The organism is Mucilaginibacter ginsenosidivorans (assembly GCF_007971025.1).
Taxonomy (GTDB): domain Bacteria; phylum Bacteroidota; class Bacteroidia; order Sphingobacteriales; family Sphingobacteriaceae; genus Mucilaginibacter; species Mucilaginibacter ginsenosidivorans.
Genome location: NZ_CP042436.1, coordinates 1,964,966 through 1,989,780, shown reverse-complemented (window position 1 = coordinate 1,989,780; position 24,815 = coordinate 1,964,966). Strand labels below are relative to the sequence as shown.

The following is a 24,815-nucleotide window of genomic DNA, read 5'->3' as shown; positions in this document are numbered from 1 at the left end:
CGTTATCTGTTAGCGTATTGTTCGTTATAATATTGCTGGTAGTGCCCCGACGTCACGTCGTTTAGCCAATCCTCGTTGGCCAGGTACCAATCCACTGTTTTTTCAAGCCCCTCTTCAAAGGTGATCGACGGCATCCAGCCCAGTTCATTTTTTAATTTAGTTGCGTCTATTGCATACCTTAGATCGTGCCCGGCACGGTCTGTTACAAAAGTAATAAGCTTTGCCGACTCGCCTTCTGCCCTGCCCAGTTTACGGTCCAATATACTGCAAAGCAAGCGGATAAGGTCAATATTCTTCCATTCATTATGCCCGCCTATATTATAGGTCGACCCAGCCTTCGCCCGGTGAAATATCAGGTCGATGGCCCGGGCATGGTCCTCCACCCACAACCAGTCGCGTATATTTTCACCCTTTCCATATACAGGTACGGGTTTGCTTTGTTTGATATTATTAATAGCCAGCGGTATCAGCTTTTCCGGGAAATGGTAAGAACCGTAATTGTTGGAACAATTGGATATCACCGTATCCAGTCCGTAAGTATCGTGATAGGCCCTTACAAAATGATCCGAACTTGCTTTAGATGCTGAATAAGGGGAATGAGGATCGTAATTGGTGGTTTCGGTAAACATGCCGCCTTCTCCCAGGCTGCCATAAACCTCGTCCGTCGATACATGATAAAAACGGGTCTTATCGTATTTACCTTTCCAATGATTGCGTGCAACATTCAGCAGGGTTACAGTACCAACCACGTTGGTCATCACAAATTCAAGCGGGTTGGTGATAGAGCGGTCGACATGCGATTCGGCTGCCAGGTGGATCACCGCATCAGGGTTTTCTTTCTCAAAAAGATCGATGATAAAAGCTGAGTCGACAATATCGCCTTTTACAAAACGGTAATTAGGTTCGTGTTCAATATCTTTCAGATTGGCCAGGTTGCCGGCATAGGTCAATTTATCAAGATTGATAATTTGATATTGAGGGTAATTTTTAACGAACCGGCGCACTACATGCGAACCGATAAATCCGGCGCCGCCTGTAACGATGATCTTTTGCATGATGCAAAGTTACAAAGGATTTTGGGATAAATACTTTTCCCACGCCCATGCCGACTTCATCATGGTGTCGATGTCAAGCATCGTTTGCCAGTGAAGCTGATCTTTGGCTTTAGTAACATCGCCCCAAACCTGCTCCACGTCGCCGCTGCGGCGCGGCCCGATGGTATAATTCAGTTTAACACCCGTGCTGCGCTCAAATGCTGCGATAACCTCCAGTACTGAATTGCCAACGCCGGTACCAAGATTAAACACATCATAACCCTTAAAGCTTTCTTTCTCCATAAGCTTCAACGCGGCTACATGTGCCTTCGCCAGGTCTACCACGTGGATGTAATCGCGAACGCAACTACCATCGGGAGTATTATAGTCATCACCGAAAACGGTAATCTTTTCGCGCTTGCCTATGGCAGTTTGTGTAATGAACGGCACCAGGTTTTGTGGCACACCGATAGGCAGTTCGCCTATCAGTGCAGACTCGTGCGCGCCTACCGGGTTAAAGTATCTTAATGCTATCACTTTATAATTTGCGCCGGAAGCAATGGTATCTTTTAATATCTCTTCGGCTATCTGCTTGGTGTTGCCATAAGGCGATTCGGCAGGTTTAACCGGCGCCGATTCGGTTACCGGCAGTTCATCAGGCTGGCCGTAAACGGTACAGCTTGACGAGAACACAAAATTCAACGGCTTGCCATAATATACATTCAACAGGTTTACTAAGGAATATATATTGTTGCGATAGTATTTCAGAGGCTGTTGCACCGATTCGCCGACAGCTTTTGAAGCAGCGAAATGGATAATACCTGAAATGCGGGGTTCAGCGGTTGCCAGGTTCTTTACCGATGCATCGTCACAAAGGTCAAGTTGGTGAAAAACCGGTTTTTTGCCCGTGATCTTTGTTATCTGCTCCAAAATTTTTGGATGCGAATTGGACAAGTCATCTACGATGACGGGTTCATAGCCCGCGTTGATCAGTTCGACAACGGTATGCGAACCTATATATCCTAATCCGCCGGTAACTAATATTTTAGACATTATTATTTGTTGTAGTAAGTGAAATCCTTATGCTGAATTTCTTTTTCAGGCAGCGATTTGAAATATTCGTAAGTGATCTTTAATCCTTCGCTACGCGAAACTTTCGGCTCCCAGCCTAATAAAGCTTTCGCCTTGGTAATATCAGGCCGGCGCTGTTTCGGGTCGTCTGTCGGCAACGGCAGGCTGATCAACTTCTGATCGGTGCCGGTCAGTTTGATGATCTCTTCGCCAAACTCGCGGATAGTGATCTCGTCGGGGTTGCCAATATTTACAGGCAAAGCATAGTCGCTGAAAAGGAGGCGATAGATGCCTTCCACCAAATCATCCACATAGCAGAATGAGCGGGTTTGTGAACCATCGCCAAACATGGTAAGCGATTCGCCCCGTAAGGCCTGGCCGATGAATGCCGGCAATACACGGCCGTCGTTCAGGCGCATGCGCGGACCGTAAGTGTTAAATATACGTACAATACGGGTCTCTAATTTGTGGAAAGTATGGTAAGCCATGGTAATGGCTTCCTGGAAACGCTTGGCTTCATCGTAAACACCTCGTGGACCGATTGGGTTCACATTGCCCCAATATTCTTCGGGCTGCGGGTTCACGTTCGGGTCGCCATAAACTTCCGATGTGGAAGCGATAAGCATTCTTGCGCCTTTGGCTTTGGATAAGCCCAACAGGTTATGTGTTCCTAAGGAACCCACTTTCAGGGTCTGGATCGGTATTTTCAGGTAATCTATCGGGCTTGCGGGCGATGCAAAATGCAATACATAATGCAATTCACCCGGTACATGGACAAATTTGGAAACATCATGATTATAAAATTCAAAGTTTTCCAGCTTGAACAGGTGCTCGATATTGCGCAGGTCGCCGGTGATCAGGTTATCCATGCCGATAACATGAAAATCTTCTTTAATAAACCTGTCGCACAGGTGTGAGCCCAGGAAACCGGCTGCCCCGGTTATTAAAACGCGTTTGCGGTTTGCCATGTTATGCGATTACTTTTCTGCCTATACTATTATAATAGAAGCCACAATCGATCATTTTTTGCAGATCGTACAGGTTACGGCCGTCAAAAATAACCTTGTTTTTCAACAACTCTTCAACCTGCGTAAAGTCCGGTGTGCGGAACAGCGACCATTCAGTTACTATCAGCAGCGCATCAGCATCCTTCAAAGCATCGTACTGATCTTTTGCATAAGTGATCTTATCGCCAACCAGCGCTTTTACATTGTTCGCTGCCTCGGGGTCAAAGGCGCTTATCTGTGCCCCGGCTGCCAGTAATTCGTCAATGATATATAAGGCAGGCGCTTCGCGGATGTCATCGGTCTCCGGTTTAAAAGCCAGGCCCCACATGGCAAATCTCTTGCCTTTGATGTCGCCTTTGAAATATTTCTTTACCTTTTCAACCAGCACTTTTTTCTGTATCTCGTTAACGTCCATCACAGCGTTCAGGATCTTAAAGTCGTACTTGTTCTCTTCGGACGATTTGGCCAGGGCCTGTACATCCTTAGGAAAACAGCTGCCGCCATAACCGATACCTGCGAACAGGAAACGCTTGCCAATACGGTCGTCCGACCCTATGCCGCGGCGTACCATATCCACATCGGCGCCTACCAGTTCGCACAGGTTAGCAATTTCATTCATGAAGGATATTTTGGTAGCCAGGAAAGAGTTGGCTGCATACTTAGTCAATTCGGATGAACGCTCGTCCATAAATACAATGGGGTTGCCCTGGCGTACGTATGGCCCATAAAGTTCGCCCAGCAATTTGCGTGCGCGCTCGTCGGTAGTACCGATAACCACTCGGTCGGGCTTCATAAAATCGTCTACTGCAACGCCTTCGCGCAGGAACTCGGGGTTTGATACCACAGCGAACTCCTGGTTTGTATTTTCCTTCATAATGGCGGTCACCTTATCGGCGGTACCCACCGGCACGGTCGATTTGGTTACGATCACCTTATATTCTTTCATCAGCTTTGCAATATCTTTTGCGGCACCAAGTACATAGCTAAGGTCGGCAGCGCCATCGCCGCCCGGAGGGGTTGGCAGTGCCATGAATATGATCTTTGCTTCTTCTATTGCTTCAGCCAGGTTCGACGTAAAATGAAGCCTGCCCTGGTTTATATTACGGTTGAAGAGTAATTCGAGGCCCGGTTCGTAGATCGGAACCTTGCCGTTTTTCATCATTTCTACTTTTTTCTCATTGATATCAACGCAGGTTACCTGGTTGCCCGTTTCGGCCAGACAGGTACCGGTTACCAAACCCACGTACCCTGTACCTACTACAGCTATTTTCATATGTATTTATGTTTTTATGTTCTTACTTTTATGCGCGTCTAAGGTAACAATTAATAAAATATAATGCTGCTGCTTTATAACTTAGGATTAAGAATTTATGTGTTCTTAATATACATTGCCTCGTTTTTTAACAATAAGGCAAAGCTCTGGCTAAAAGGCAGAAGCAATATTCAATACCAAAAATTTGACAAGAGCGCCTGGTTCCATTTTGCCTCGCTTGGCGAGTTTGAACAGGGCCTTCCCGTACTGGCCGGCTTCCGGTCGGCACACTCCGGTACCGCGATAGTGATTACCTTTTTTTCACCATCGGGTTACGAGATCCGAAAAAATACACCACTTGCTGATGCCGTGTATTACCTTCCGCTGGATACAGCTGCCAATGCACGGCATTTTATCGATGCCATTCAACCCACAATAGCCGTTTTTACCAAATACGAGTATTGGTACCACTATTTTTACGAGTTAAACCAAAAAAATGTTCCTTTGTTTGTCATTTCGGGCATTTTTAGGCCAAACCAGGTATTCTTTAAATGGTACGGCGACCTGTACCGCCGAATGCTGGGTTTTGTGACCCATTTTTTTGTGCAGGATGAAAACTCGAAAAACCTGCTTCAAAATATCCATATCACCAATGTATCCGTAAGCGGCGATACTCGTTTCGACAGGGTATGGGCCAACGCGCAGGCACCGAAGCCTTTCCCGCTGATCGAAGAATTTACAAAAGGCAGCAAGGTGTTCATCGCCGGCAGCACCTGGCCGGAAGATGAAGAACTGTTGGTACAACTCATCAAAACCCACCCCGACTGGAAATTCGTCATCGCCCCGCATGAGATCAAAGAAGATAAAATAAGTAAACTCATCAGTTTACTGCCTTCAAATTCAGCCATGCGCTATTCAGATGTCTCAAATCTCAAATCTCAGATCTCAGATCTCAAGATCATCGTCATCGACAACATTGGCATGCTATCCTCCCTGTACCAATACGGCCAGGTTGCCTACATCGGCGGTGGGTTCGGGGTAGGGATACATAACATTTTAGAGGCTGCCGCATTTGGGCTGCCGGCTATTTTTGGCCCAAATTATAAAAAGTTTAAGGAGGCACGCGACCTGGTGTCGTTGGAATTAGCTGTTAGTATCAATAATGCTGCTGAATTGAAAAACACTTTCTCTTATTTAACAAACGATGATCGGCTCAAAAGCATCAGTCAAAAGATAAAGGATTATGTGAAAGAGAATACGGGGGCGACGGGGATGATTTTGGAATATCTTGATAATTATTAATCCTGTAGAGATGCATAGTTATGCGTCTCTACATTTAATCCTCCCTGAATTTACCCGGCGGTGTTTTTTCAAAATACACCTTCTTACCCGTGCGGGTAATACAAAACACCGGATTTTTGGTATCCATTAACGGATAGGTGCCGTCGGCGATTACCCCGCCGCCAAAGCCGCAATCACCTGATAAGGTCCTTATTATTATCTTGTTCCCGGCATGAATGAATTCCAGCTTGCAGTCGCCTTCTTCAACAGGCAAGTATTCGTAGTTCCCGGTTTTCTTGTTCAAAGTCAGCTGCCCATAAATCGCGCCTGAATTATAGCCCGGTGCACCCTGTGCGCGTTCAAAATAAAATAAGATAATACCTTTAGCCGAATAGTGGATTTGGAGCAAAGAGTATGGGGCTTTATCATTCCTGCTTTGCACACCATAAGTGCCCTGCAAACCGGCCGGCGGCCTGGCAGAGCCAATGATCAAGATAAACGCGGATATCAGCAATAGTTTCATAAAACGGCATTGAAATGTCCGTTAAAAATACAATGGTTGCCGGAAATATCTGTTATTTAAAGTAGAGACGCATGATGATGCGTCTCTACGGGATTAATAAAATTCCTTAATATTGCCCGTTATGGGCTTCCTCACAATTCCCGGTCTTGGCAAAGTGCATTACCACGAATACGGCAGCGGCGATAAACCGATGCTGGCCTTTCATGGTTATGGCATGACGGGGAAGCAGTTCCATGTGCTTAAAAAATCCATCCTGACAAAATATCACGTTTACGGTATCGACCATTTTTTCCATGGCGAAAGCGAACTGGAAAGCACCTGGACAGAAAAGGAAATATTGGAAGGCATGCCCCGCGAAATGGTGAAAGCTTACCTGGAGGAATGGTTCAAAATTTATGGACGGCAAAGGGTATCGTTGATGGCCTATTCCATCGGCGCGAATTTAGCGTTGATATTGCTGGAAGAATACCCTGATTTGATCGAAGAGATCATCCTGATGGCGCCGGATGGTTTATCAGTTTACAAAGGGTTCGAGTTTTTGATGCACAAGCCGATGGGCAAATTCTTTTTTCGCCGGGCGACAAAAAGCAAATGGCTGGCGCCATCGTTATTGAAAAATTTGAAAAGGGTAAGGTTTATTGACGATAGCCTGTACACCATCGCCTATAACGAGATAGATACCGAAAAAAAAAGACAGGACGTTTATTATACCCTGAACATCATCAGGCAGCTAAAACCGGATACAAACAGGATAGCCGCGCTCATCAACCAGCACCATATCAAATGCACATTGATCTTTGGCAGGGACGATAAACTGTTCCCGATATCAGCCGCAAAACCTTTTATCGCGAAACTGGATGATCCGCAGGTGCATGAGGTGCAGCTTGGGCATTGGTTGGTAGTGCAGGCTTTGGACGAGTATTTACTAAATTTACCGCAATGATACCCGCCCGCAGAGTTACCTGGATGAGCAACTGGTTCGCAAAATATATGCGTTACCGTATGCGCAAGGCGTTTAACCAGGTTGTGGTAATGCCGTTTGAGCCAAAACCCGGTCACTCTATTCTTTTGCTTTGCAATCATTTTAGCTGGTGGGACGGCTTTTTTGGCAATTACCTGGCTTACTGGCACCTTAAGCGTAAGCTGTACATTATGATGCAGCACGATCACCTTGAAAAGCGATGGCTCTTCAACTATTTCGGCGGGTTTTCCATTGAGAAGGGCTCACGCGAAATGATCGAATCGCTGCAATATGCTGCCGGGTTGCTTAATGATCCGCAAAACCTGGTGGTCGTTTTCCCGCAGGGCGAACTGATCTCGAACCATGCCATCGAAGTAACCATCGAACGCGGCATAGATAAGCTGATCAAAAATATCAAAGGCCCCTGCCAGGTGGTTTATTCCTGCGTGCTGATCGATTATTTTGAAAGCCTCAAGCCGTCGGCTTATATTCATTTATTTGATTGCGGCGTAGCCGGCCAGGTACCTTTTGATGAATTGGTAAAAAATATAAATATCTGTCATCAGCAAGCGTTGGCGGCCCAGGTAAATATGGAGCATTAAGTAGATATGTAAAAACGAAACCCGAAATAGTTATTTAAAGTGATCACCGTTATTTACGTTACGTTCGTTTTTATTATACTGCGCTTCGTCGTAACGGTTTTTAACTTCGTCTCCGACCCCAAACTACGCCGCGTAAATAAGCCTTATACTGACCTGGTGTCGATACTGATACCTGCCCGAAACGAGGAGAAAAATATCCTCAACCTGCTCGACTCTATTTTAAGCCAGGATTACCCGAATTATGAGGTAATCGTGTTAGATGATGACTCGTCTGACAGCACGTACGAATTGTGTGCCGGGTTTGCGTCGAAGCATCATGCCTTCCGTATTATTAGGGGAAAAGAGCTGACCGGCCAGTGGCTCGGAAAAAACTATGCCTGTCATCAACTGGCACAGCAAGCAAAGGGCGACTTTTTCCTGTTTCTTGATGCTGATGTGCAGGTGCGTAACAGCCTGATCAATAGCGCGGTGCACCGCATGTATTTTCGCAACCTGGGACTGCTTAGTCTTTTCGCCAACCAGCAGATGGAAACTTTTGCCGAAAAGGTTACAGTACCTTTAATGCACTATATATTGCTGAATTTATTGCCGCTGAGGCTCATTTACCTAAGCCGCAATTCGGTCGTGGCCGCGGCAAGCGGACAGTTTATGTTATTTAACGCTGATATTTACCGGCAAAAACAATGGCACAGCCTGACGAAGGATAAAATAGTGGAGGATGCCGAGATCATGAGGCAGGTGAAGTCGGCCAGGTTTAACAGCGAAAGCCTGCTGGCCAACGGCATGATCAGCTGCCGCATGTACAAAAGCTATTCAGGGGCTGTCAATGGCTTTGGCAAGAACGCCCTGGCCGCCTTCAATTTTAACATTTTTAGCTTTTTGATCTTCCTGCTGCTGCTCATCGGTGGACCAATGATCGTTATCACCACGCTAAACCTTAACCTCATCACCATGATGCTGGGTCTTATCCTGCTGCCGCGTGTAATGATCTCTTTGCTGGCGGGGCAAAGCGCGGCCCGGAATGTATTGCTTCATCCTATACAAATATTCAATTTGCTGATTATAGCTTTTTTGGCCATACAGCGATACCTAACCAAAACGACTACTTGGAAAGGAAGGAATATATAAAGTGATAGTGTATTTAATAAGATCGGTGCAAAATGGAAGTCCATTTAAGATCAGGAGGCTCCCGCCGGAGCCATAACAAACTATTTTTAGGCTATAAACAGGCAGTTCCTACGGAACTCGCTCTAACTTAGGCCGATGACTCCAGCGGGGTCACCTGTTTATAGCTAAATTAACAGATCGTGGCGGCTCCGGAGGAGCCTCCTTTCAGGTTTTATTTCAAGACCAATTTACCTAAATCGCTAAAATCATATTTTGACCAGTGTAATCAAAAAACAGTAACTTTGCATCGAAATGGGTGGCTACAATTTACAGGTGACAATTGACGGGGACTCGGGCTTTTGCTTTGGCGTAGTGTATGCCATCGACATGGCCGAGGAGATACTGGCCGAAGACGGCTACCTGTATTGCCTGGGCGATATAGTCCACAACGACGAAGAAGTAGAAAGACTGAAAGCAAAGGGCCTGCGTATCATCGGCCACGAACAGTTAAAAGATCTTCATAACGAAAAGGTATTGATCCGCGCACATGGCGAAGCCCCGGAAACCTATAAACTGGCGCTTGAGAACAATATTATGCTCATCGATGCGTCCTGCCCGGTGGTTTTGAAGCTACAGAACAGGATAAAAACCTCCTACGACAGCAACGAAAAGATACTAATTTTTGGGAAACCCGGTCATGCTGAGGTGATCGGCCTGCAGGGCCAAACCAATAACGAGGCGCTTGTTTTTACGGATATGGAGGAGCTGGATAATGTCGATCTGCCGGATAAATTCACCCTGTACAGCCAGACCACCAAAAGCACAGAAAAGTTTTACAAGATAAAAGAGGAGCTGATATCCCGTGGGTACGAAGTAAAGGCCAATGATACCATTTGCCGCCAGGTATCCAACCGCGATAAGGACCTGCCCGCTTTTGTAGCTAAGTTTGATAAGATCATCTTTGTTTCGGGCCGGAAATCATCAAACGGCAAGGTGCTTTTCGAAGTTTGCCGCAAGCATAATCCTGAAACCTATTTCATTTCATCGCCCGAAGAACTGGAGCTTTCCATGTTCGCTCCCGGAGATAAAGTCGGTATAGCCGGCGCCACCTCAACCCCTATGTGGCTGATGGAACAGGTGAAAGCTGAACTGGAAAAATTTTAGCCCCCCCGGCCCCCTAAAGGGGAGAGTATGAATTCCTGATCATAATATTTTTGTAATATGTTCCTCCTTCAGATAGTTAGGGGGTAATTTTTGTTATTTTTGCGCCCGTTAATATGAGCAAAAAAGGAGTTTTACTGATCAACCTGGGTACGCCAGATAGTCCGTCGACGGCGGATGTCCGCAAATACCTTCGTGAATTTTTGATGGATCCACTGGTGATCGATATAAACCCTATATCCCGTACTTTGCTGGTGAAAGGCATCATCGTACCTACACGCGGACCAAAATCTGCTAAATTATACCAGGCAATATGGGATGAGAAAACGGGCTCGCCTTTATTGCATTACAGCAAATTACAACATAAATTATTGCAGGAGCGCCTCGGCGATGAATACCAGGTGGAGCTGGGTATGCGGTATCAAAGCCCTTCTATCGACGCGGCATTACAAAGGCTTAAGGACGCCCTGATCTATGATATTGTAGTTATCCCTTTATTCCCGCAATATGCATCGGCAAGTACCGGGTCGGTGTATGATAAGGTAATGGAACTGGTAAAGCAATGGCCAACCAAGCCGACGATCAGGTTCATTAATTCCTTTCATGATGATGAACTGATGATCGAAACCTTTGCTGATAATGCCCGCAAACACAAGCCGGAAACTTACGATCATATCCTGTTCAGCTTCCACGGTTTACCACAACGGCAGCTGATCAAATCGGATCACACACATAACCATTGCCTTAAATCGGCTGATTGCTGTCAAACATTGACAGATGCTAACCGGTATTGCTATTCGGCACAATCGCACCATACTGCCAGACTATTGGCCGAAAAACTCAATATTCCCAAAGAAAAATATACCATCTGTTTCCAGTCGCGGCTGGGCAGCGATCCCTGGGTGCAGCCTTATACCAGCGAGATAGTTGCGAAATTGGCTAAAGAAGGTAAAAAACGCCTGCTGGTATTTTGCCCTGCCTTTGTAGCCGATTGCCTTGAAACTGTTTACGAAGTGCCTGTTGAATACGGCGACGAATTTAAAGCACTTGGCGGCGAAACCGTTCAATTGGTTGAAAGCCTGAACGATTCGCCGAAATTCATCGAGGCTTTGGCAAAGATGGTCCTGTCGAATTAAATAAACTGCTTTAACTTTTTTTAACACATTTTTCTTGCTTTCCATTTTGATGTTTATTTACTTTGTTATTCAAAGTACTTTTAATTAATAATAGCATGAAAGTAAAAATGATCCTGCCCGCGCTTACCGAAGCTGAGAATCCCTTCTGGCGCCCGATAAAATATTCGCTGTTCCCACCCTTGGGGTTGGCAACACTGGCCGGTTACCTGTCGCCTGATGACGAGATAGACCTGCAGGACCAGCATGTGGAAAACCTGAATACTGATGATGAGCCCGACCTGGTGATCATCCAGGTTTATATTACCAATGCTTATCGTGCTTATGCTTTAGCCGATCATTACCGTGCAAAGGGCGCTTATGTTATTCTGGGTGGCTTGCATGTCACTTCGTTACCCCTGGAGGCGGCCCCTCATGCCGATACACTATTCTTAGGTCCGGGCGAGGATACTTTTCCTAAATTCCTGCAAGACTTTAAAAATGGAAGACCGCAAAAAATCTATCGTTCGGGCATAAGGACGCTGGTAGGTGTGCCACCCATCCGGCGCGATCTGATCAAGCGGCATTTGTACCTGGTGCCCAATTCCATCGTGGTTACCCGTGGCTGCCCGCATCATTGCAGTTTTTGTTATAAGGACGCTTTTTTTGAAGGCGGACGAACTTTTTACACGCAGGAGGTTGATGATGCTTTAGCCGAGATAGACCGACTGCCAGGCAGGCACTTATATTTTCTGGATGATCACCTGCTGGGCAACGTACGTTTTGGCGAAGCTTTGTTTGAAGGGATGAAAGGCATGGGGCGCTTATTCCAGGGTGCAGCCACGGTCGATTCGATATTGCGGGGAAACCTGGTAGAAAAGGCAGCCGAAGCAGGCTTGCGCAGCCTGTTTGTTGGGTTCGAAACCTTCTCGCCGCAAAACCTGAAGCAAAGTAATAAAAAGCAAAATCTTGAAAAGGACTATACCCGTGCAGTTAACCGCCTGCACTCGCTGGGCATTATGATCAACGGCAGCTTCGTTTTCGGGCTGGATGACGATGATAAGGATGTTTTCAAACGAACGGTAGACTGGGGTGTGAAAAACTCGATTACTACCTCAACCTATCATGTGCTTACGCCTTACCCGGGTACAGAATTATTCAGGCAGATGGAAGAAGAGGACCGTATAGTTACCCGCAACTGGGATAAGTATGACACCCGGACGGTCGTTTATAAAACACAAAACATGACCGCCGAAGAATTGGAGGCGGGTTATTGGTGGGCTTATAAGGAATTTTATAAATGGAGCAATATCTTCGAAGCAAGCATGAATCACGATACCCTGACCCATAAACTTAAGCACTTTTGCTATGCCGGCGGCTGGAAGAAATTCGAACCGATCTGGAACTTCCTGATCAAAACTAAAAACCTGAATAATACACTGCCGCTGCTGGAGGGCGTGTTAACCAAAGTACGGAGAAAAAGAAAGCATGGCCATGACCTGCCCGATACTACCATCGACCAGGGGTTGATCGCAGCAAAAGAAGTAGCCATATAAAAAAAGCGTCCGCCAAAAATGGCGGACACTTCCCCTCACAGTATTGTGAACCAGTTATTGGATTTAGGCGTGATGATGAGCACCCTCACCAATTTCCTCAATGGCTTTTTTGTTGAATGCGTCCAGGTCTTTAGGTGTACGGCTGGTAACCAAGCCATTATCAACCACTACTTCCTCATTTACCCAGTTGGCTCCTGCATTTCGCAGGTCGGTTTGCAGCGACGGGTACGATGTCATCCGGCGGCCACTTATAAGCCCGGTCTCTATCAACAACTGCGGCCCATGGCATATTGCCGCTACTGGTTTACCATCTTTTAGAAAAGTAAATGCAAACGCCACAGCATCCCTGTTTTGTCTTAATTTATCCGGGTTCATCACGCCGCCTGGCAATACCAGCGCGTCGTAATCATCAGGGCTAACGCTGCTCAATTCCTTATCTACATTTATTTCGATACCCCAGTCGGTATGGTTCCATGCTTTAATTTTTCCGCTTCGCGGCGATACCACGTCCACTTTAGCGCCCGCGGCTTCCAATGCTTGCTTAGGGCTGGTGAGTTCCACCTGCTCAAATCCTTCTTCTGTCAGTATTGCTACTTTACGATTACTCAAACTTGCCATAATAAGTGTGTTTAACTAAAAGGTGAATTCCTTTATATAAACTACACCTGGCAATTGGGTTGGTTTTGATTTTTTTTCAGAAAAACGTGGTTTATAGGTATTACAGGGCGGTTATTTTACTCACCCCGACGACGCTGCGCTTGTCGACCCTCTCTCCGCCTGCGGCGCAAAGAGGGTTAGTGGGCTACACGTATTGCAGGGCGTAATTAATAAAATTGCTGGTAAGCCCGAAGTCTTCGGTTCCTTTGCGGCGGATGAAGTAAAAGTCGCGGGTAATTTTTAAATCGTCGATAGGCACTTCCACCAAATCGCCTTCGGCTAACTGCCTGGTAATAGATGGCCGGGGCATGAAGCCCAGGCACTGGTCGGCCAGCAGGAAGTTTTTTAAAGCCTCAGTTCCGCCTAAACGGATCTTCACGTTCAGATCAGATGGTTTAATATGATGACCGGCGAGCGATTTGAGCAAAGCGTTCAGCGTACCCGAGCCGCGCTCGCGCAGGGCGACCGGTGTTTTCAAAAGCTGTTTCAGGGTAAGCGATTTACCCGCCAGCGGACTTTTAGCCGAACAAACCGGGATCACCTCATCGCTCATAAAGGGTTTATAGGAAACGGTGGTCAGTTTATTATCTACCTCGATAATGCCGATATCTACCTCGTGATTAAGCAGGGCGCTCAGGATATATTCCGAATTGCGGTTCACCAGCTGCACATGCACGTTGGCATATTCGCGCTGAAAACCCGACAGGATAGGAGGCAGAATATACAGGGCAATGGTAGTACTGGCCCCCAGCCGCAAATGCCCAGCCGCCTGCGACATGTTGCTCAATATCGACAGGTCGTATTCTATCTTACGTTCTATCTCATTGGCCTGCTGCAGGTATTCGTTCAATTTTTTACCAGCCTCGGTCAGCAGGATGCTGTTACCCTTACGCTCGAACAGGGGTACTTTATACTGATCCTCCAAAGCCTTAACATGCTTGCTGATGGCCGGCTGCGTTACAAACAGCACCTGGGCCGCCTTCGAGAAGCTCAAATTGGCAGCTACTTCCATAAATACGCGGTGAGCGAAGGAGATCATGCGGCTAAGTTAGTGGATTGAGTTGAATAATGGGGAAGTTGATTAAATTGACGGATGATTGGTTGATTAAGTTGTTTTACCCTGGCGTTACGAAAGTCCAGCAATAATTGCGGTACTTTTGAGTTGACCAATCCCCCAACGATAAAATGGGAACGAACTATGCCTCAATGGCTTTTGGCGACGAAACCAAAAAACTACAGGAAAGGTACGGCAGCCGCAGCAGCTATGCCAGGCTTGAGCAAAGTACTTATTTTGATGGCTTATCCGAACAGGAGATCGGCTTTATTAACGAGCGCGACGGGTTCTATATGTCGACCAACGGAAAAGATGGTTACCCGTATATCCAGTATCGTGGCGGGCCGCCGGGGTTTCTGAAGGTTATTAATGATACTACACTTGCTTTTCTTGATTTCCGCGGCAACAAGCAATATATATCGGCCGGCAACTTTGCCACCAACGACAAGGTCGCTTTATTTATCATGGACTATGCCCGAAAGGCAAGGCTCAAGATCCTGGGCCGCGCCACTATTATTGAATTAGGCGCAGCACCTGCATTGGAGGAATTTCTTTCAATTGGCAATTACCCGGCTAAACCTGAAAGAATAATAGAAGTAAAGATAGAGGCCTACGACTGGAACTGCTCGCAGCATATCGTGCAGCGGTTCACGATCCCGGAGATAGAAGATGCCTTTGCGGCTCAAAAGGATTATATACTTGAACTGAGGGCGGAGATTGCAAAGCTGAAAGCTGGAATAAAAAACGAATGATCATATAATTAAGCCACTTTCCTTTTCACGGATGGGGCTGTTATTTCAAACAAAGACCGAAACTCACTATAGTTTATTGATCAATTCCTCCTTATTTATTTTGAGTTGGTCCGATGCATCACTTAATATGGCATTGAGCGTACCCAACTTTAAAGGATTGTGATTAGGGATTGTTAAGTTATGAGTCGACTCCTTAGTAAATCTCGATAAACGAATATGGCTTCCTTTTTGCCTAACGACTTCATAACCATATTTGCTCAACAATTTAACCAGATCGGAACCAGAAACATTACGGGGAGTTTTGGGCGACATAACAAAAACCTGTGCTTACACAGTGATTATCTCTTCCTTTACGAAATGCAGGCGAATGACTTTGGGAATATTCGGCTCATCAAAATGACATTGCACAGCTTCCCGGATATTAGTTTTAAGCTCATCCAAAGTATTACCTTCGGTAAATATACTTTCGCCAATGGCCCTGGCGGTATATCCTCCTTCCAAAGCATCCTCAACTAAGAAAAAGATTTCATTCATATTCAAATTTAAACAATATAATTTATAAATAAAGCCTCACAATTTTCATCATGAGGCTCGTATAAATTAAAACGTTTTATTAAACCGTTTGTGGTTCGCCAATCAAATGCTTTGCAACCAAATACTCTGCAATCTGCACGGCATTAGTGGCGGCTCCTTTGCGCAGGTTGTCTGATACTATCCAGCAATTCAGCGTATTGGGCTGGCTTTCGTCGCGGCGAAGACGGCCCACAAACACTTCGTCTTTTTCGTGCGCGTCCAGCGGCATCGGGTATTTCAGGTTGGCTACGTCGTCAACCACCAGTACGCCCGGCGCTTTTTCCAGTATCGACCTAACTTCGGCCAGGTCAAAGTCCTTTTCAAACTCGATATTCACCGATTCAGAGTGACCGCCGATAACCGGGATACGCACGGTAGTGGCCGTTACTTTGATGCTATTGTCGCCCATTATCTTTTGGGTTTCCTTGATCATCTTCATCTCTTCTTTAGTGTAACCGTTGTCGGTAAACACATCGATATGAGGGATCACATTCAGGTCGATAGGATAAGTATAAGCACGCGGTCCATCAGTAATGCCTTTACGCTCGTTAAAAAGCTGGTCTACAGCCTTTACACCCGTGCCGGTTACCGATTGGTAAGTGGATACTACTATCCTTTTGATCTTATATTTATCGTGCAACGGTTTTATAGCCACTACCATTTGTATGGTAGAGCAATTAGGGTTTGCTATGATCTTATCTTCCGCTGTCAGTACATCGGCGTTTACTTCGGGCACAACCAGTTTTTTGGTCGGGTCCATGCGCCATGCTGATGAATTATCTACAACGGTTGTTCCGGCTTCGGCAAACAAAGGCGCCTGTGCCAGTGAAGTGCTCCCGCCGGCCGAAAATAAGGCCAGGTCGGGCTTCTGTTTTATCGCATCCTCAACAGAAACCACCTTATACTGCTTACCCTTGAATGTTACTTGTTTACCAACACTCTTTTCTGAAGCTACGGGGATCAATTCTGTTACCGGGAAGTTGCGTTCTTCAAGAACCTGCAACATTTTGGTGCCCACCAGTCCTGTGGCACCTACTACTGCGACTTTCATTGTAATAATTTGTTTTTTAGCGGTAATGAAGCTTCCTTACGGATGTTTCATTTTGTTTAAATTGTTAAATACTTGAATTATTTGAACCCCAAATATCCGAATTTTTTAGCTTTTATAAGATATTTTGGCTTTCGAATTATCTGAATGCTAATTTATTGGTAGCCGAAAAGCCCGAAATTTCCTGATTTGTAAAAATCATGTATATAATTTTCAAATTCTTTAAATTGATAACCGCCACCAATCGGCGTTCGGACAAAAAAATCTACCTTTGTCCGTTAACTGAATTTTCATGACTGAAAAGATATTAGTGATAGGCGCCAACGGCCAGATAGGGACAGAACTGGTCAATGCTTTACGCAACATCCACGGCGCCGACTCGGTAATAGCATCCGATATTAATAGTCCAACCTATGCCATTCGCCACAGCGGCCCGTTCGAACTGGTGAACGTGCTGGATAAAGACAACCTCCACCACATTTTCAATAAGCACCAGCCCACGCAGGTTTATTTGCTTGCCGCGATCCTGTCTGCCGTAGGCGAACAAAAACCCAAAATGGCCTGGGACCTGAACATGACAGGCCTGCTGCATGTGCTCGATTTTTCGGTAGAGTTTAAGGTAAAGAAAGTTTTTTGGCCGAGTTCTATCGCGGTTTTCGGTCCGCATTCGCCCCAGTTTAACACGCCGCAATACTGTGTAATGGACCCTAATACGGTTTACGGTTTCAGCAAACTGGCAGGCGAGCGCTGGTGCGAATACTACTTTAACAAATACGGGCTGGATGTGCGCAGCATTCGTTACCCCGGCCTTATCGGCTGGCGGGCCAACCCGGGCGGTGGCACTACCGATTATGCGGTCCATATTTTTCACGAGGCGCTTAAAAAGGGGAAATACCAGAGCTTCCTCTCGGCAAATACAGCTTTGCCGATGATGTATATGGACGATGCAATAAAAGCAACGCTCATGCTAATGGACGCACCGGCAGAAAAGATCACTATCCGTTCATCCTATAACCTGGCAGGCATCAGCTTTACGCCAACCCAGCTTGCGGATGAGATCAAAAAACTCATGCCCGAATTCGAAATAAGCTATGCCGAAAACGACCCGCGCCAGGCCATTGCCGACAGCTGGCCTAAATCCATTGACGACAGCTATGCCCAAAAAGATTGGGGCTGGCAACTGGAATACGATCTGCCGAAAATGGTGGGGGATATGCTGGTGAATTTGAAGAAGATCATTTGAGGGAAAAGCAGAAAGACTAAAGCTGAAAGCTTGTTTTAGTCTGAAAGACCGGAAGTCCGCGTAAGTCCGAAAGACAAAAGGCAAATCGAAAAATATTCATAACTTCAAGCTACCTAAACGGTGGCTTTTTTTCAAAATGGCATTTAATAATAACTCAAAGACAGCTTTAATAATAGTGCCGATGTTATTGGCAATAATGTTTGCAGCATGTACAACTAAACCTGCTCCAAAACCATGGAGTAAAGAGTATATCTCTAATTTTCGCGATAGCCTTGACACCGCATTTAAGGCGATGTCAGATAAAAACCAGCGGAATCAAATAGTCGGCTGCATAATAGAAAAGGTTAAACAGGCTATTCCAAAAGGATTTGAATCTGTTCCACGAGATTCTAGTTATAGGCTGGTTCTAAAATATGCAAGTGATTGTACGAATGGATTAAAGGGTACGAAAGGCTCATTCGCATGGACGAAAGACAACGAAAATCATCTCAGGAAAACAGTTTTGAGGAGGCTAACCGATACTGCTGTTTGCGATTGTTATATAACCAAATTGAAAACCAAATATCCCAATGGTGTCCCGTTTTCACTATCAGATAGCATAAAGCACACTCTTACAGAAGAGTGTTATAAAGAGTTAAAAAAATCAAACTGAAACTCCACCATTCAGTTCTTTGCGCTTTAAGCTTTATGCTTATTTTTCCGCCTTTGTTGGTCTTATGACCAACAAACCGCAATTCCGAACAATGCATCGTGAAACCTGTTGGTGACAACACCAACAGGGGCATAGGAAAAGCTTTGGACTTTTAGCTTCACACTTTATGCTCAACTTTCAGCTTTATGCTTATTTTTGCACTTTGCACAGTGGCCGTGGCTCTATTCACCATTGACCATTGACTATTCACTACAACATGGGAAGAGCATTTGAATTCCGTAAAGAAAGAAAATTAAAGCGCTGGTCGAAAATGGCCGTGCAGTTTACCCGTTTGGGTAAGGAAATAGTAATGGCCGTTAAAGCCGGCGGTGGCGACGTGAACACCAATTCGCGCCTGCGTACCGCGGTACAGAACGCCAAGGCGGTGAATATGCCGAAGGACAGAGTGGAGGCCGCTATTAAACGCGCCACCAGTCGCGATGAAAAAGATTACGAAGAAATTGTATACGAAGGCTACGCGCCGCATGGCGTAGCTATACTGGTTGAAACGGCTACCGATAACATTAACCGCACCGTTGCCAATGTGCGCAGCTACTTTACCAAAGTTGGCGGTACACTGGGTAAAACCGGTTCGCTGGATTTTATATTCACGCGTAAATCGGTATTTACCTTTGTACCGGGCGACCGCGACCTGGAAGAGCTGGAATTTGAACTGATTGACGCCGGTCTGGAGGACCTTTTCGTGGAGGCTGATGAGGAAGGAAACGATATCGCCGTTATACACACCGCTTTTGAAGATTTTGGCAAGATGCAGAAGGCTTTGGAAGAAGCAGGTATCGAAACGAAATCGGCCAAACTGGAGCGCGTACCGCAATCTTTCCACGAAGTTACAGAAGAGCAGGTTGCCGATGTGATGAAACTGATAGACCGGCTGGAAGAGGATGACGACGTGCAGGCGGTATATCATAACATGGCGGAGTAGAGACCAGTTGATTAGTGATCAGTTAACTGGTGATATCCTGTTGATCAATATAATCCTTTAATCGTGTCTTATGCCACTATTCACCTCGCGCCGCAATGAAAAGAAAGTTAAAGTGACTTTTGGCAACGGCCTGCTTTTTGTGGAAAAGGATGGGGGTAAGCAGCAGGTTTTCCCGCTGGAGTTTTTCCCGAAGCTGATGAACGCCACGGATGAGGAGCGGGAAGACTGGACGCAGACGGATAAGGGTATACATTTTAATCAACTTGATCTGGACGTTTTGCTTTAGATATGAGAAGTGAGATCTGAGATAGGAGACAGGTCAAGTCGATTAAAGGTAGTGGAATAAAAAAGTGTGAAAGAGACTGATGTTTTGAATTTGTGGTTGAAAAATCTCAAATTTCAAATTTCAGATCTCAAATCTCAAATATGACGTTTGACGAATTTTTCGCGAAGAAGAAAATAGACCTGTCGGCTTTGGGAAAGGCCGAACCGGCGCTATTGGCTGAATTCAGGACCCATTTTGAACAAATGGGCGAGAAAAGTTTCGATCACACCAAAAAATACTGGTTCAATAAGTTACGGTTGCAATATCACCTGGCGCCCGAGCCAAAAGTTGAAAAGGTGGTTATTGAAAATCCTTTAGCAGAACAAACGATCGCCGAGACATTATCGGAAACAAGTTCGCCGCCGCCAAACGTTGGTTTCAAACCGCGTTTTAAAGCAGGTATGGCCAAGCCTGCCGAACCTGCAACAGAAAAGCAGGTATCAACTCAAGCTGTTGAACCCGAAAAGCCGACCGAGACTACAGAAGCCGTAACCCCGGCACCATCATTGGGCTTTAAACCAAAGTTCAAAGCAGGTGTAACTAAGCCAGCGAACCCTACACCGGAGCCGAAGGAAGAAATAAAAGAAGAACAGTCTGCGGGTGCGCCGGCAACGCCACCACCATCGTTAGGTTTTAAACCGAAATTCAAAGCAGGGGTTACCAAAGCCATAGCTGCGCCAGGGGAAACGGACGCGCAGAAAGAAGAAACGCCTGCGGCACCGACGGAAGAGGAAAAACCACTTGAAGCAAAACCCGCTAACCTGGGATTCAAACCGAGGTTTAAACCAAAAACGGAAGAATAAAATAGGGATGTCATTCCAGACTTCTTAGGTCTACGCTCACACTTCGACGGGCTCAGTGTGACACCCGTTTGCACATTTCTACTTCTGATGCGAAAACAGCCAGCCCATCAGCCCCGGTTCGGCAAAAGCATCATCCCAGCTGTTATGCCCATCGTTTGGATACAACGTAAATTTAGGGTTACCACCCGCTGCCCTGATGGCATTCACCATAATAATAGAATGATCGGATGGCACGACATTATCTTTAGCGCCATGAAATATCCACAGCGGTACTTTTTTAGCGTACACTTTGGCGTTTTGGGCATTATCTCCCCCGCAAATAGCGAACGCCGCGGCAAAAAGGTCGGGTTTGCGGCGCAATATTTCGAACGTACCCATACCCCCCATGGACAGCCCACCGACATACACCCGGTGCTTATCTACAAAAGGCTTATCGAGCCACTGGTCGAGCAGGCCAAGCAAACTTTTCATAGCAGTTGTAGGCACCCCTCCCTCAACAAAGGTCCATTTCCATTTGCCGGATGAGTCTTGTTTCATTTGCACATTGCTCCACCAGCCATCCTTCGGACATTGCGGGAAGATAACAATAGCCGGATATTTTGCGCGGATGGTATCATTGAGAAAAAGCTTTGGCCCAAATTTAAGTTGTGCTTCATTATCATTCCCTCTTTCCCCGGCGCCATGCAATACCAGTATAAGCGGGTATTTTTTTTGCGGGTCGAAATTTTTTGGGAATACAAAACGATAGGGTAGCGTATCGTTTTTATTGATGTAACTACCCCTATCGAATGACGACGTGGTTTGCGCTTTTGAAAAAAAAGGGAATACCAGGCATAGGCCTAGTATTCCCTTTAAAAATATTTTTCTTGTTATCATAGTATACGTTAGGATGTAAGTCTAACGTAAAGAAACAGTTTTTCTTTTAATTCTTGCTGATCATCGGGCTGGTGAAGCCTATTTTGGTCAAACCGTGTTGTACCTCGGGGCAACTCATAAAGAGTTTCCAAAGCAGGCCGCTGCGATAGTTCTCTATCATAACTATTTCTGGCCCCTGGTCGATGGCCAGGTAGGATTTGCCGTACCAGTTATGCGATTCGCTGAAGGCATCGGTAAAGCCGTATTCGCCCCAAATCTTATCGCCCAAATCGTAATAGAAATGGCGCAGCGCTTTCATCGAATATTCTGGTGTATAAGGGAATGCTGATAAAGCTGCTGTGGGAGATATCACGCCAAGATCGTTGGTTGGCGAATGTGCATTGTATCCCTCGTAATTGTCGCTTGCGGTTAGCCCCCAGCAATCTTCGCCATAACCTTTGAATTTTTTCGGGTTATCAACACAATAGTCGTGGTTAATAAGGGTGTGGTTCACGTTCTGCTCCCAGTAATCGGCATATTCATCCTTTAGCCCTTTCGGATCAAGACCCATGAACGAATACTGTGAAAAAAACAGCGGCCCGCCGTAGTCAAATCCAAGCGGCAACTTGTGCCCATAAAACGTTTTGCCGTTTTTAAAGAAATCGCTTTGCGCCCAGCCGCCATGGTAAACATTCGGCGACACCGGGTACCGTTCGGCGGATTCGGCGAGGATATAGGTAATCAGGCACTCGTTAAAGCCACGGATAGGAAAATTCATTGCCCAGCCATTATTGGGGCTCCAGTGCCAGTATAAGTTGTCGCGGCCGCCATGTGTGTACCAATCCCACTCTATCTCGCTCCACATCCAGCCGATAACATCGCGAATATGCCTTTCCTTATTGTCGTTACCTGTAAAATATTGACGTGCGCATAACAGCCCTTCAAAAAGATAGGAAGTCTCCACCAGGTCGCCGCCATCATCTTTCCTGCCAAAGCGGATCACTTTACCTGTTTCGCCATTCAGCCAATGCGGAAAAACGCCGTGAAAGGCATCGGCCTTGTATAAAAACTCAACTATCTTCAACATCCGGTCGACTGCCTGCTCATGGGTAATAAATTTACGATGATCGGCAACTATCAAAGCCATAATGCCAAAGCCCGAGCCGCCCGTGGTTACCACTTCGTTGCCGTAATCATAGGCCACATTGCTGCGTTCGCGCGCAAGGCCGCTGGTTGGGTGGCCAAAATCCCAGAAATAACGGAATGTTTGCCGTTGTACCACATCCAGCAAGGCGCTATCTGATAATCCTTTGATAATACCCACCGGCTTTATGCCGTCTTCGGTTATTTTGCTTGTTTTTTGGGCAAAGCAATTAGCGGAGATGATGATTAAAAGAGGAAGTATTAGTTTTTTCATTGTTTTGCAAATTTTTAAATTCCGCCCGGTCATTAGTCCTCCCTACAGGGGAGGGTTGGGAGGGGCTTATAAATTCGGGCCGGTAAAGCCCAGGTTCTTCATGCCGGTTTTTACTTCCGGGCAACTCATAAACAGATTCCATAACAAGCCACTGCGGTAGTTTTCGATCATATCAATGATCGGCCCCTGGTCAATGGCAAGGGTCGAATTACCAAACCACGTAGTGCTCAAATTGAACGAGTCATAAAAGCCATACTCACCCCAAACCTTGTCGCCTAATTTGTAGTAAAAGAATTTTAACGCGGCCATGGATTGAGTCGGTGTATAAGGCAACGACGAAATGGCTGCCGTAGGTGCTATCACCCCTACATCATTAGTAGGTGAACTTGCGGTATACCCGCCTTCAATATCGCTTGCAGTAAGCCCCCAGCATTGCGCGCTGTAGCCATAATAATTCAAAGGATCGTTTACGCAATAATTGTAGTTAATAAGCGCGTGTGCTTTGTTCTGCACATCATAACTTGCATAAGTATCGGATAAACCATTTGGATTGATACCCAAAAAGGAATAGTGAGCAAAGAACAATGGCCCGCCCATAGCCGGCCCAAGCGGTAACTGAACGCCGTAATAGGTACTGCCATTTTTGATCTGCCCATTCAATGCCCAGCCATTATCATAAACCACCTTCGGTATTGCGTGAGTAGTTGACGATGCCGCCATTACGTAGGTGATAAGGGCCTCGTCCCAACCATGTACGGGCATATTGATAGCGAAGCCATAGTTGGGGCTCCAGTGCCAGTATAATACGTTCTGGCCACCCTGCCTGAACCAGTCCCACTCCACGCCGTTCCATATCGAATTGATATCATTGCGCAGCGCTGTCTCATCGGCGCCTGCACCGTTGAAGTACTGGCGGGCAGTTAACAAACCCTGCATCAGGTAGGATGTTTCCACCAAATCAGCGCCATCATCCTGCTGACTGAAAGGCACTACGGCGCCTGTTACGCCATTCATCCAGTGCGGGAAAGCGCCATGAAATTTTTGCGCAGTATTTTTCAGGAAGCCGACTATCTTTTGCATACGGGCCAGAGCATCGGCACGACTGACGAAATTCCTGCTTGATGCCGCTACTATCGCCATGATACCGAACCCCGAACCTCCTGTAGTTACAACATCGCCTGATGTGTTACGCTCCCGGGCCAAGCCGCTTGTCGGGTGCCCAAAATCCCAGAAATATTTAAACGTCTGTTTTTGGACGAGGTCCAGCAACGCGTCGTCGCTTATTTGCGGAAACTTGTCGGAAGGGTCAATGGCCGTTGTCATTTTTACAGCTATAGATGAACCCAGCGTGCTTTTATCGGTCGATTTCAGGCTGGTAGCCACGTTCAGATTATACTGCGTTATATACTGCAGGCCCGACGGCGTGATGACGATGGTGCTGTCATGATTCGCGTAGGCCAGATCAAAAGTTTCAGCAGTACTATCCTTACTTTTTAAAGAAACACTTGACGTTACCGAGCTATGATCGACCGGGGCCGAAAAAGATATTTTTATAACTGGTTTTGTATCGAGGCCCGTATAGGTGAAGCCATTATAGAGACCATTGACCAGCAACGCATTAAAGCTGAAAGTTGTGGGCGCCGGAGTAACCGGCTTCGTCGGCTCTACCTGTTTTTTACCGCAGGCCCAAAACGCCATGCACGATACGCCTATTAAAAGCCTGCTTAAATTCTTCCCCACGGTTATCATATCACAATATAATCACAATTATAAATTATGAATTAAAA

26 protein-coding genes are annotated in these 24,815 nt (G+C 46.1%); 13 read left to right on the top strand and 13 right to left on the bottom strand.

Features of this window, described 5'->3' with window-relative positions; genetic code table 11:
- Positions 1-2: 2 nt before the first annotated feature.
- The 4 genes from rfbB to FRZ54_RS09095 are packed head-to-tail and all read right to left on the bottom strand — an operon-like array spanning position 3 to position 4,385.
- On the bottom strand, positions 3-1,055 hold the full coding sequence (gene rfbB / locus FRZ54_RS09110; RefSeq protein WP_147031315.1) for a dTDP-glucose 4,6-dehydratase: 1,053 nt from the start codon (positions 1,053-1,055) through the stop codon (positions 3-5).
- A 9-nt stretch (positions 1,056-1,064) separates the two neighbouring features.
- The gene (gene galE, locus FRZ54_RS09105; RefSeq protein WP_147031314.1) at positions 1,065-2,087 is read right to left on the bottom strand and encodes a UDP-glucose 4-epimerase GalE; all 1,023 of its coding nucleotides are present in this window, start codon (positions 2,085-2,087) and stop codon (positions 1,065-1,067) included.
- Positions 2,088-2,089: 2 nt separating this feature from the next.
- A complete protein-coding gene (locus FRZ54_RS09100) occupies positions 2,090-3,073 on the bottom strand; it encodes a UDP-glucuronic acid decarboxylase family protein (protein ID WP_147031313.1) in 984 nt (327 codons plus the stop codon).
- 1 nt (position 3,074) lies between these two features.
- A complete protein-coding gene (locus FRZ54_RS09095) occupies positions 3,075-4,385 on the bottom strand; it encodes a UDP-glucose dehydrogenase family protein (protein ID WP_147031312.1) in 1,311 nt (436 codons plus the stop codon).
- Positions 4,386-4,448: 63 nt separating this feature from the next.
- Between FRZ54_RS09095 and FRZ54_RS09090 the strand changes: the two genes are divergently transcribed.
- Positions 4,449-5,666 (top strand): 3-deoxy-D-manno-octulosonic acid transferase, encoded by a 1,218-nt coding sequence (locus FRZ54_RS09090; RefSeq protein ID WP_147031311.1) that lies wholly within the window; start codon positions 4,449-4,451, stop codon positions 5,664-5,666.
- Positions 5,667-5,700: 34 nt separating this feature from the next.
- Here FRZ54_RS09090 and FRZ54_RS09085 read toward each other — a convergent pair whose 3' ends face one another.
- Positions 5,701-6,168, bottom strand: a complete 468-nt coding sequence (locus tag FRZ54_RS09085) for a hypothetical protein (protein WP_147031310.1) — start codon at positions 6,166-6,168, stop codon at positions 5,701-5,703.
- A gap of 121 nt (positions 6,169-6,289) precedes the next feature.
- Here FRZ54_RS09085 and FRZ54_RS09080 point away from each other — a divergent pair, with 121 nt between their 5' ends.
- From FRZ54_RS09080 to FRZ54_RS09055, 6 genes are all read left to right on the top strand, one after another.
- A complete protein-coding gene (locus FRZ54_RS09080) occupies positions 6,290-7,111 on the top strand; it encodes an alpha/beta fold hydrolase (RefSeq protein ID WP_147031309.1) in 822 nt (273 codons plus the stop codon).
- A complete protein-coding gene (locus tag FRZ54_RS09075; RefSeq protein ID WP_147031308.1) occupies positions 7,108-7,731 on the top strand; it encodes a lysophospholipid acyltransferase family protein in 624 nt (207 codons plus the stop codon). Before FRZ54_RS09080 ends, FRZ54_RS09075 begins: the two co-directional genes overlap by 4 nt.
- A gap of 39 nt (positions 7,732-7,770) precedes the next feature.
- A complete protein-coding gene (locus FRZ54_RS09070) occupies positions 7,771-8,859 on the top strand; it encodes a glycosyltransferase (RefSeq protein ID WP_147031307.1) in 1,089 nt (362 codons plus the stop codon).
- Positions 8,860-9,150: 291 nt separating this feature from the next.
- Entirely contained in the window at positions 9,151-10,002 is an 852-nt protein-coding gene (locus FRZ54_RS09065) for a 4-hydroxy-3-methylbut-2-enyl diphosphate reductase (protein WP_147031306.1), read from the top strand.
- A gap of 113 nt (positions 10,003-10,115) precedes the next feature.
- Positions 10,116-11,135 carry a ferrochelatase gene (hemH, locus tag FRZ54_RS09060; protein WP_147031305.1) on the top strand — a complete coding sequence of 340 codons (1,020 nt, stop codon included), beginning with the start codon at positions 10,116-10,118 and terminating at the stop codon, positions 11,133-11,135.
- Positions 11,136-11,230: 95 nt separating this feature from the next.
- Positions 11,231-12,667: a B12-binding domain-containing radical SAM protein gene (locus FRZ54_RS09055; RefSeq protein ID WP_147031304.1), complete on the top strand. Its 1,437-nt coding sequence runs from the start codon at positions 11,231-11,233 to the stop codon at positions 12,665-12,667.
- 63 nt (positions 12,668-12,730) lie between these two features.
- Here FRZ54_RS09055 and FRZ54_RS09050 read toward each other — a convergent pair whose 3' ends face one another.
- Positions 12,731-13,285 (bottom strand): type 1 glutamine amidotransferase domain-containing protein, encoded by a 555-nt coding sequence (locus tag FRZ54_RS09050; protein WP_147031303.1) that lies wholly within the window; start codon positions 13,283-13,285, stop codon positions 12,731-12,733.
- 184 nt (positions 13,286-13,469) lie between these two features.
- Entirely contained in the window at positions 13,470-14,363 is an 894-nt protein-coding gene (locus FRZ54_RS09045; protein WP_147031302.1) for a LysR substrate-binding domain-containing protein, read from the bottom strand.
- A 146-nt stretch (positions 14,364-14,509) separates the two neighbouring features.
- Between FRZ54_RS09045 and FRZ54_RS09040 the strand changes: the two genes are divergently transcribed.
- On the top strand, positions 14,510-15,130 hold the full coding sequence (locus tag FRZ54_RS09040; protein ID WP_147031301.1) for a pyridoxamine 5'-phosphate oxidase family protein: 621 nt from the start codon (positions 14,510-14,512) through the stop codon (positions 15,128-15,130).
- A 66-nt stretch (positions 15,131-15,196) separates the two neighbouring features.
- Here the strand turns inward: FRZ54_RS09040 and FRZ54_RS09035 are convergent, their stop codons facing one another.
- The 3 genes from FRZ54_RS09035 to FRZ54_RS09025 all read right to left on the bottom strand — a co-directional run bounded on the left by FRZ54_RS09035 (position 15,197) and on the right by FRZ54_RS09025 (position 16,754).
- Entirely contained in the window at positions 15,197-15,442 is a 246-nt protein-coding gene (locus FRZ54_RS09035; RefSeq protein ID WP_147031300.1) for a type II toxin-antitoxin system HicA family toxin, read from the bottom strand.
- Between the two features lie 15 nt (positions 15,443-15,457).
- The gene (locus FRZ54_RS09030) at positions 15,458-15,664 is read right to left on the bottom strand and encodes a 2-oxoisovalerate dehydrogenase (RefSeq protein WP_147031299.1); all 207 of its coding nucleotides are present in this window, start codon (positions 15,662-15,664) and stop codon (positions 15,458-15,460) included.
- 79 nt (positions 15,665-15,743) lie between these two features.
- Positions 15,744-16,754: an aspartate-semialdehyde dehydrogenase gene (locus FRZ54_RS09025; RefSeq protein WP_147031298.1), complete on the bottom strand. Its 1,011-nt coding sequence runs from the start codon at positions 16,752-16,754 to the stop codon at positions 15,744-15,746.
- Between the two features lie 289 nt (positions 16,755-17,043).
- Here FRZ54_RS09025 and FRZ54_RS09020 point away from each other — a divergent pair, with 289 nt between their 5' ends.
- The 5 genes from FRZ54_RS09020 to FRZ54_RS09000 all read left to right on the top strand — a co-directional run bounded on the left by FRZ54_RS09020 (position 17,044) and on the right by FRZ54_RS09000 (position 20,756).
- Complete coding sequence (locus FRZ54_RS09020; RefSeq protein ID WP_147031297.1) at positions 17,044-17,994, top strand: NAD-dependent epimerase/dehydratase family protein; 951 nt, start codon at positions 17,044-17,046, stop codon at positions 17,992-17,994.
- A 136-nt stretch (positions 17,995-18,130) separates the two neighbouring features.
- The gene (locus tag FRZ54_RS09015; protein WP_147031296.1) at positions 18,131-18,646 is read left to right on the top strand and encodes a hypothetical protein; all 516 of its coding nucleotides are present in this window, start codon (positions 18,131-18,133) and stop codon (positions 18,644-18,646) included.
- A 256-nt stretch (positions 18,647-18,902) separates the two neighbouring features.
- Positions 18,903-19,628 carry a YebC/PmpR family DNA-binding transcriptional regulator gene (locus FRZ54_RS09010; RefSeq protein ID WP_147031295.1) on the top strand — a complete coding sequence of 242 codons (726 nt, stop codon included), beginning with the start codon at positions 18,903-18,905 and terminating at the stop codon, positions 19,626-19,628.
- 70 nt (positions 19,629-19,698) lie between these two features.
- Positions 19,699-19,914 carry a DUF2442 domain-containing protein gene (locus FRZ54_RS09005; RefSeq protein WP_147031294.1) on the top strand — a complete coding sequence of 72 codons (216 nt, stop codon included), beginning with the start codon at positions 19,699-19,701 and terminating at the stop codon, positions 19,912-19,914.
- Positions 19,915-20,054: 140 nt separating this feature from the next.
- Positions 20,055-20,756, top strand: a complete 702-nt coding sequence (locus tag FRZ54_RS09000) for a hypothetical protein (protein ID WP_147031293.1) — start codon at positions 20,055-20,057, stop codon at positions 20,754-20,756.
- A 78-nt stretch (positions 20,757-20,834) separates the two neighbouring features.
- On the opposite strand, the gene FRZ54_RS08995 is transcribed toward FRZ54_RS09000, so the two are convergent.
- From FRZ54_RS08995 to FRZ54_RS08985, 3 genes are all read right to left on the bottom strand, one after another.
- Positions 20,835-21,632, bottom strand: coding sequence for a carboxylesterase family protein (locus FRZ54_RS08995; protein WP_147031292.1), 798 nt, complete (start codon positions 21,630-21,632; stop codon positions 20,835-20,837).
- Between the two features lie 46 nt (positions 21,633-21,678).
- Complete coding sequence (locus FRZ54_RS08990) at positions 21,679-23,028, bottom strand: glucoamylase family protein (protein WP_147031291.1); 1,350 nt, start codon at positions 23,026-23,028, stop codon at positions 21,679-21,681.
- 66 nt (positions 23,029-23,094) lie between these two features.
- The gene (locus FRZ54_RS08985; RefSeq protein ID WP_228462668.1) at positions 23,095-24,768 is read right to left on the bottom strand and encodes a glucoamylase family protein; all 1,674 of its coding nucleotides are present in this window, start codon (positions 24,766-24,768) and stop codon (positions 23,095-23,097) included.
- Between the last annotated feature and the right edge of the window lie 47 nt (positions 24,769-24,815).